Annotated in this window: 8 protein-coding genes; 1 reads left to right on the forward strand and 7 read right to left on the reverse strand. The window is 34.1% G+C overall.

The genetic code is table 11. The features are described from left to right. Positions 1–184: 184 nt before the first annotated feature. A complete protein-coding gene (locus tag MWH30_RS12955; protein WP_248664518.1) occupies positions 185–1,222 on the reverse strand; it encodes an iron ABC transporter substrate-binding protein in 1,038 nt (345 codons plus the stop codon). A 224-nt stretch (positions 1,223–1,446) separates the two neighbouring features. Between MWH30_RS12955 and MWH30_RS12960 the strand changes: the two genes are divergently transcribed. Next, a complete protein-coding gene (locus MWH30_RS12960; RefSeq protein WP_248664519.1) occupies positions 1,447–3,129 on the forward strand; it encodes an alkaline phosphatase family protein in 1,683 nt (560 codons plus the stop codon). 95 nt (positions 3,130–3,224) lie between these two features. On the opposite strand, the gene MWH30_RS12965 is transcribed toward MWH30_RS12960, so the two are convergent. From MWH30_RS12965 to MWH30_RS12990, 6 genes are all read right to left on the reverse strand, one after another. Beyond that, positions 3,225–3,506, reverse strand: coding sequence for a DUF2325 domain-containing protein (locus MWH30_RS12965; protein ID WP_248664520.1), 282 nt, complete (start codon positions 3,504–3,506; stop codon positions 3,225–3,227). Then, positions 3,478–3,663 (reverse strand): hypothetical protein, encoded by a 186-nt coding sequence (locus MWH30_RS12970; protein WP_248664521.1) that lies wholly within the window; start codon positions 3,661–3,663, stop codon positions 3,478–3,480. The genes MWH30_RS12965 and MWH30_RS12970 overlap by 29 nt, the downstream gene beginning before the upstream one ends. 275 nt (positions 3,664–3,938) lie before the next feature. After that, a complete protein-coding gene (locus MWH30_RS12975) occupies positions 3,939–4,688 on the reverse strand; it encodes a DUF4198 domain-containing protein (protein WP_248664522.1) in 750 nt (249 codons plus the stop codon). A 25-nt stretch (positions 4,689–4,713) separates the two neighbouring features. Further along, positions 4,714–5,307 (reverse strand): nicotianamine synthase family protein, encoded by a 594-nt coding sequence (locus tag MWH30_RS12980; protein WP_248664523.1) that lies wholly within the window; start codon positions 5,305–5,307, stop codon positions 4,714–4,716. A gap of 322 nt (positions 5,308–5,629) precedes the next feature. Continuing rightward, positions 5,630–6,016 carry an alpha-helical endospore appendage domain-containing protein gene (locus MWH30_RS12985; RefSeq protein ID WP_248664524.1) on the reverse strand — a complete coding sequence of 129 codons (387 nt, stop codon included), beginning with the start codon at positions 6,014–6,016 and terminating at the stop codon, positions 5,630–5,632. A gap of 586 nt (positions 6,017–6,602) precedes the next feature. Further along, complete coding sequence (locus tag MWH30_RS12990; RefSeq protein ID WP_248664525.1) at positions 6,603–7,325, reverse strand: class I SAM-dependent methyltransferase; 723 nt, start codon at positions 7,323–7,325, stop codon at positions 6,603–6,605. Positions 7,326–7,462 lie beyond the last annotated feature (137 nt).

The following is a 7,462-nucleotide window of genomic DNA, read 5'->3' on the forward strand; positions in this document are numbered from 1 at the left end:
CTTAACACTTTATCAAAAGAGGAGTCCCTTTTCTAGTTTTTATACTAAATTTACCTATACTTATTTTACACTATGTAAGCAAACAGGGAAAACCAACCTAACTTGATTTTCCCCGCTTTAATGAATTTTTTAATCAGCCAATTTCATCTTGGTTTAAATGTAACTTTAAAATTAACTAATTGTACTATAGAGCTCCTACCTCTGATAATAGCTCTAAAGTTCCTTCTAAATCATCAATATCACTTAAATCCATCTCTGGAGCATTGATCTCTGCTAAAGGTATTAATTTAGAATCATCTTCGACATCTATAAAGTCAACAATATCCATCCCCTTAACAACTGGGTATTCATGATTCTCTTCAATGAAGTGTTTTTGCATCTCTTCTGTCAACAAAAACTCTATCAACCGATTAACATTATCATCATTACTAGCTACATCCAGAACTCCTACTCCAGCTATATTAATCATAGAACCAGCATCGCCACTTGTATATAGGTGTCTAACTGGAAAGTCTTCTCCTTCTTCAGCTAAAAACCTAAACAAGTAATAATGGTTAACAAAGCCTACATCTGCCTCGCCTCTGCCTACTCCTTCTACAGTACTAGTGTTATTATGATATTCATAAGGATTATTATCTTGAATTCCGCGCAGCCACTCCTCAGCTTTTTCTTCACCTTCTAAAACTCGTAAAGCCGTTACAAAAGCTTGAAAAGAGCCATTAGCCGGAGCCCAGCCAATCCGTCCTTCCCACTCAGGTTCTGTAAAGCCCCAGATGCTGTCTGGTAATTCATCTTGATCAACATTATCAGTGTTATAAGCCACTACTCTAGCTCGTCCAGAGGTACCTAACCACTCACCATCTGGAGATCTTAATCTAGAATCAACCTGCTCTAAGTACTCTTCAGGTAAAACTTGAAGTCGATTAGCCTGAGCTAAGGCTCCTAGAGCTCCAGCATCTTGAGCAAAGAAGACATCCGCCGGAGTATTTTCACCTTCTTCTAAAATAGTAGCTGCCAACTCAGCAGTATCTCCATAGCGCACATTTACTTCAATTCCTGTCTCAGCAGTAAACTTTTCAAAAGCGGGCCCGATTAAATTTTCAGACCTACCAGAATAAATCGTTATTTCCTCCTGTTCGCTATCTGGAGAACAGCCTATAATAATACCAGTTACCAAAACCATTACTAAAGCTAATACTGTTAAAGCTTTCTTATTAATCATTTCTTCCCCTCCTAAATTAATTTGACTTAGAATTCCTACCTCTTTAGTAGTATTATAATGAATATCATTCTCACTGTCAAGCTTTTTTGAGAAATTATAATAAATATCATTCTCAAATACATACACTGATGAGCAATACTTACTTAGCAATTCCATATTAATTATTTTTCATTTAATAATTAATATGATATAATTACTTCAACCTTGGAATTGGAGGATTAACAATGAATAAGCAAAAAAACAAATTATCTCGACGTAAATTTTTAATAAAAACTGGACAATTAGTAGGTAGCTTATTAATTACTGGACTTGGCTTTCCCGAAACTAATAAAGCTCAAGCTTTAACTTACCAACAAAGTCAAACAAATGAACACAAATATTTATTATTCCACGTAGATGGAATTTCTTCTAAACTTTTTCAAGAAGAATGGGCTGCTGGAAACTTAGAAAATTTACAAGACTTTTTTGCTGAGGCAGGAGTAATCAAACATGGAATCACCTATTATCCACCTTTCACCCAAGTAGTTGTCTCCCGAATCAGAGAAGCTAAAGGAATCGAAGAAGGAAAACTGGTAGATTGGGACAGATATGATCCTGAAACCCAAGAAAGCAGAGGGAAATTTGGAGTTTTCAGAAATATGGTATCAACATCTCAGCGGCGTGCTCAAAGCAACTATATCTATGGAGTACCCATGTTATCAACCTTTGGCGGCATGGCTATCTTAAATCTGCCTGATTTATTAGAGAAGTATGGTGCAGTGGAATATTACTGGTTTGCTACCGATACTTACGGTCATATGTTAGGAGAGGAAAGTTTGAAAAGAAGTTTATATAAATTTGACGATTTTTTTGGCTTATTAACCAGTAGTTTAGCTGATGATGTAAATGTTATTATCTATTCCGATCACGGTATGAGCTATGATGAGGGCACTATAGATATTAAAAAACGAGTAGAATCAGCAGTAGGAGATGAAGTTTTAAACTATGCTCATCCAAATCTCCACTTAAAGAATCCTCAAAATAAAAAAAGAGTGGCTCAAAAGTTGATTGATGAAACTGTTCTTGATTATGCATTTTTTCGGGCAGAAGCTGGAAAAATAATAGGTTATCACCAGGACAGTAAAGTTACTTTTTTGATTGAAGGCAAAAAAATTAGCTATTCATATCAAGGCCAAGATACTTTTAATTATTACTCGGCTGGCTATCAAGGAGAGTTTTTGACTGAAAAAGAGTGGTTAGATTTCAGTTATAATTTAGAGTATCCGATAGCACCTGTTAATATTTGTAAACTATTTAATAATCCTCAGATAGGAGAAATAGTTACTGTTTTAAATCCACCGCCGATTATAGGGGGAGGCTATGTTAGAAAAGGAAATCACCACGGATTAATTGCTGAAAATATGGTAGTACCTATACTTCTTAAGGGCCCGCAGGTAGAACATCTTTATGAAAAGAAATATATGAGATTAGAAGATCTATTTGCAGAAATACCTGGAGCTGATTTTAAAGATATTGAGCCCGAAAGAAATAAACACTCCCTAAGCTTAGCAACAAATGATTATCGCCAGGGAGATAAAATGTTTAACCTTACTTTATCACCAAATTATCGTTTTAAGTTAGGAGCCGACATAATGGAAAATAACAATTATAGATTATGGGGATTATACGAATTATACAGCGGTTATTTATCTAGGTTATGGCTTGGAGGTGGAGCAAGTAAACAAGCAAATAATGATTTAGAAGCCATGGCTAAGTGGAAATATAAGTTCAAAGTTAAGGATCTGGGAGTAAAGTACAGTAACACGACTACCCATGATTCTATAATAAATTTATTTTACAGGCTTAATCAAAATCTAGATCTCAATTTAATAGATTTTGAATCCCTAGGCATCCGCTATAGATGGTGATAAATTGAAATTAATTAGGACTAGGAATGATCATTCCTAGTCCTTCAATATATTTAGCTTTCTCATTTCCCTCCTCCTCTTGTACAGCCATCTCTTTAACTCACCAAGCCAATAAATTCAAATTTCTTATAAATACACGCCCAAGAACGTCGACTAAATACCACAGGAATCCCCTTAGCTTTAGCTCTACACTTTACCTCTTCACTTAAGGGATGATTAACATAATCAGTTAATACTAGCACTACATCCGTCCCTTTATTTATTCTACATTTTTTACATCTTCTGCCTGTTATATGTTCTATACTTTCAGCTCCAATTTGACTTAATTTATCAGGAATATTTCCTAGCCTATCTCCACCAACAACTAAAATTGACATTTCTAAACTCCTCCTCACCTTGTTCATAGAGCGTATCCAGACTACTTCTGACGTCCTTACCTATTAAATATTCTATTATCTGTTCATGTTGTTCTACAATAGGATACATATCATGATCTTCTTCAATCTCAAGATAGTCAATATCACTGTGGGCCAAGCGTCTAAAACTCTTATCTGTAATGATATTATCTTCCAATTTACTAAATTAAGTAATTTACTTAACTTTAAAGTGTCTATTGATTTGATATAGCGATAATGAAATCCATTCTCATTATCTTTTAAAAAATTATGAAATTGCTAAAGTAACTAAAAGAAATATAAGCACCAAAGCATAAACTGAAATTGTTAATTTAGTATCATTTGATTGCATTAGCTATCTTCCTTCCAGTTTTTAAATATTTAATACTAAGAATACCATTTTTCTATCTCTTATTAGAAGGCCGACAAAAATAATGTAGATCTAAATATAACTCGTCTAATATAAAAAGATAAATCCTCTTCTCTATCACTAGCTGAGACTTGATGTCTAGCTTTGAGAATATAATTATGATCTCTATCCAGAGTTAACTCTGCTCTCCCGTTGACATCACTAAGCACTATCTCATACTCATCTTCATCATGTAGATCTGGAAATATTCTACCGCTAGGTTCATTAGACTTTAAAAGCTTAACCTCTACCCCCGATACAGGCTGATCATTATATAAAACTTCAACCTCTATTTTATTAGCTTCCTCCATCTCTGCCGAAGATGAAAGAGGAACAATCTCCAAGGTATGTCCTACTGGCTGATGCTCTGTAAAGCTTCCATCTCCTATCCAAGTAATACTTTTGGCAAAATCCCGATATTGACTCATGCGATATCTATGAGGTGGCCTTACGGCAAAAAACGTATACTCTCCCTCGTTTTCAAATTCTATTCCGGCCTGATAAAAGGTTTCTCGATTATCCATAGAGATATCTTCTATTTCACCATCAGGACGACGAAATTGAAGACTTAATTCAGTCATATCACGCTCATCTATTGGATCATCAGGATCGGCCCAAAAAATATCAAACTCAATCTCCTCTCCAATTTCAGCTCTTAGCGGTAACTCAATCCAGGCACAGTGTGCTAAAGCCACCGAAGAAAATATTAATATAGTAATGCTCATTACAAGTAATACTATAATACCTTTTTTCATAAAACTATTAACCTCCTCTTAAACTTTAATTAGTAATTACAACTGACTCCTTGCCAAAAGTCTGCTTAATCCTTTGATGTGGTAAATTTGTAAGAGTCTCTGGCTCTAAACGAGGATAGGCCAATGATAATATCCCTCTAGGATTACGATAAACTATTCTTTGACCTGCTTTTAAATCAACAATTATCTCTTTAAGCACCTTATCTTTAGGGTGCACATGTAAAGAAAGCCAGATAGCATCAAAAACACTAGTATCTACTTCAACTCCTTCAGTTCTATTAAAGCTTACTTTATCATCTAACTCCAGCTCTTTAACTAAATTACTGGCAACAGTAATTGCTTGGGAATCATTATCTACTCCTTGCACTTGATATCCTTGTTCAGCTAAAGAAATAGCAGTCATCGGCAAGGGCCCGCTACCAATATGTAAAATCTTCATCCCCTCTTTCAAACCAGCAGCTTTAATTTCTTTCTCAACTAAACTCTTATAAAAGAGCCGTTGATAAACTTGACCAAAAAATCTCCACTTACTACCTAAAAATTCGAAGGATTTAACAACTTTTAAAGCTCCTTTTATTAATTTAACTACACTCTTACTAAATATATTGTTTGCTAACAAAGACTAACCCACCTTTAATTCAAATTTTTCATACTCTTTAATAAATAGTTGATCAAAAATGAATTTCAATCTCATTTAAAGATAAAAGTAAAACTTTTTGATATAAAGCCATCTTCACTTGAGAACGATTTTCACTTTCGTTTAATTATAAGATAGATAACTGCTTCTGTCAATAGTTACATATCCCTATTAACTATCAATTAAGGCAATTATCCACTTACAGCTAGGATATACTTCTTTTAAGGTAGTTTTATTTTGCCAAAAGAAAAAAACCCTAACTATTAACTAGCTAGGGCCCTACTCTATTTAAAGATATCAGCGTTTACTCCAAGTCACCACTTTTCTTGGTGATTCTTTTCTTAATTTTCTTAGTATCTCCCTCAATCTCCTCTAAAATCTCCTCTTCAACTTCCATTACCTCTTCTTCATCGTTTAACAGTCCGCCTTTTTTCATTTCCAAAACATACTTTAAATCCTCTTGAATTAGCTTCTGCAACTCTATGCTCGTCTGCATAATACCATCCACACTTTCCTGAAACTCCAATATCTTATCAGCACTAATGCCTTCAAAGCCCAAAACTCCCTTAATTTTTTCAGCCTCTGCATTAATTAATTGAGCTAAAGCTGCTCTTTCTAAAGCAGTAGATTCTAATATATCATTTAAGGCCCCTTCTTCATCCCTCTCTGGAATTGATAACTGATCAGCCATTTTAATATCCTCCTTTAATAGATTTTCAGGGAAGTTTATGTTCTACTATGTAGTTAGCCTCTCTAATTCCCTGATTGAGTTGGGAGATCATTCCTCCTGCTCTATCTATATCCTATTAAAGTATGAACTTGTCTATGACAAAGAAAATAGCTCGTTATGCTAGTTGAAACTAAATTGAGGATAGATGATAAAGGATAAAGCATAGATAAAGTTCAAAACATTAAAACCTATTTGACACAGACTAAGTTCCGACTAAAATCTGACTAAAACATAAAAACTTAAAAAATTAAAGAACTAAATGGTTTTAAGGTCTAGTCAGAACTTAGCCAAATTTTAGTCACCCCAAGAGTTCACCGCAAGGGTACTAACTTCGTGTCGCTTCCTCAGTCAGCAAAAACCAGCTTCCCAAAGTAATGACTAGCTAAAGTTCAAGCGTCGTTTCAGGGCGCTGTGTCAAATAGAACTTGATCTTTATCTTTTGAACTTTATTTGTCCTCCATCATCTATCATTTATCATCTGCTCTAAAGCAATTTATTTATATTGGATCAAAGGTTGACTAGCTCAATGCGTTATTATAAGTCTTAATTATTTTTCAGCTACCGCTATCAAAGGAGTAGACTCTAAAGGCTGATATTGAGCAAAGTTAAAGCTACCGTAAAATTTTATCTCTGCAAACCCTGCTTCAGTTAATAATTTTTTAAAATCTGCAGACTCTAAAGGATACAGAAATACGGAATTTTCAAAAGTACCTGCCGGAGTTTCTAAATTAACTTTAAACCTTATCTTATTATCAACTAACTCATAGTTTCTAAAAAACTTTAAACCATACTCTTCATTCTCAATAGTAGCTAAGCTATCCACCTGTTGGGCTAAAATCCTATCGTAATTAACAGTCTGTAACACTAATTTACCTGTAGGAGCTAATAAATTATAAGCCTTTAACAAAAAATCACCAATTTCATCTTCATTCTCTAGGTGCACTAAAGAGTTCCCTAAGCAAATAATTAAATCAAAACTCTCCGGAGCAGCTAACTGATTTACCTTTCTCATGTCAGCCACTTTAAAATCGACTGCTATCTCCCGCTCTACTGCCTTCTGCTTAGCAAGCTCTATCATATCTTCACTTAAATCAATCCCTAATACCTGATAACCTAAATCAGCTAAAGCTAAAGCATAAGTCCCAGTTCCAGTAGCAACATCTAAAACTCTAGCCTGATTATCTAAATATTCTCCTAAAAATTCTAATTTTTTTGAATCATACTGAAAGATTTGATCATAATACTGACTTAACTGCTGATAAAATTCCATAATTTATTCCTCCTAGGATAACTTAAAGTATAAATAGAAAAGATAATTATGAAAAATATAGGTTCTTTAATTAATGTTGTGAAAAATAATCTCTGTTGTAATCGAAGTCTATTAGAAAATAATTACAATAGGCTTCG

This window comes from Fuchsiella alkaliacetigena (assembly GCF_023227765.1).
GTDB lineage: Bacteria > Bacillota > Halanaerobiia > Halobacteroidales > Acetohalobiaceae > Fuchsiella > Fuchsiella alkaliacetigena.

Bases quoted from the DNA above. Each gene is read 5' to 3' on its own strand.
- MWH30_RS12955 (WP_248664518.1), bottom strand. From the start codon at position 1,222: ATGATTAATAAGAAAGCTTTAACAGTATTAGCTTTAGTAATGGTTTTG.
- MWH30_RS12960 (WP_248664519.1), top strand. From the start codon at position 1,447: ATGAATAAGCAAAAAAACAAATTATCTCGACGTAAATTTTTAATAAAA.
- MWH30_RS12965 (WP_248664520.1), bottom strand. From the start codon at position 3,506: ATGTCAATTTTAGTTGTTGGTGGAGATAGGCTAGGAAATATTCCTGAT.
- MWH30_RS12975 (WP_248664522.1), bottom strand. From the start codon at position 4,688: ATGAAAAAAGGTATTATAGTATTACTTGTAATGAGCATTACTATATTA.
- MWH30_RS12985 (WP_248664524.1), bottom strand. From the start codon at position 6,016: ATGGCTGATCAGTTATCAATTCCAGAGAGGGATGAAGAAGGGGCCTTA.
- MWH30_RS12990 (WP_248664525.1), bottom strand. From the start codon at position 7,325: ATGGAATTTTATCAGCAGTTAAGTCAGTATTATGATCAAATCTTTCAG.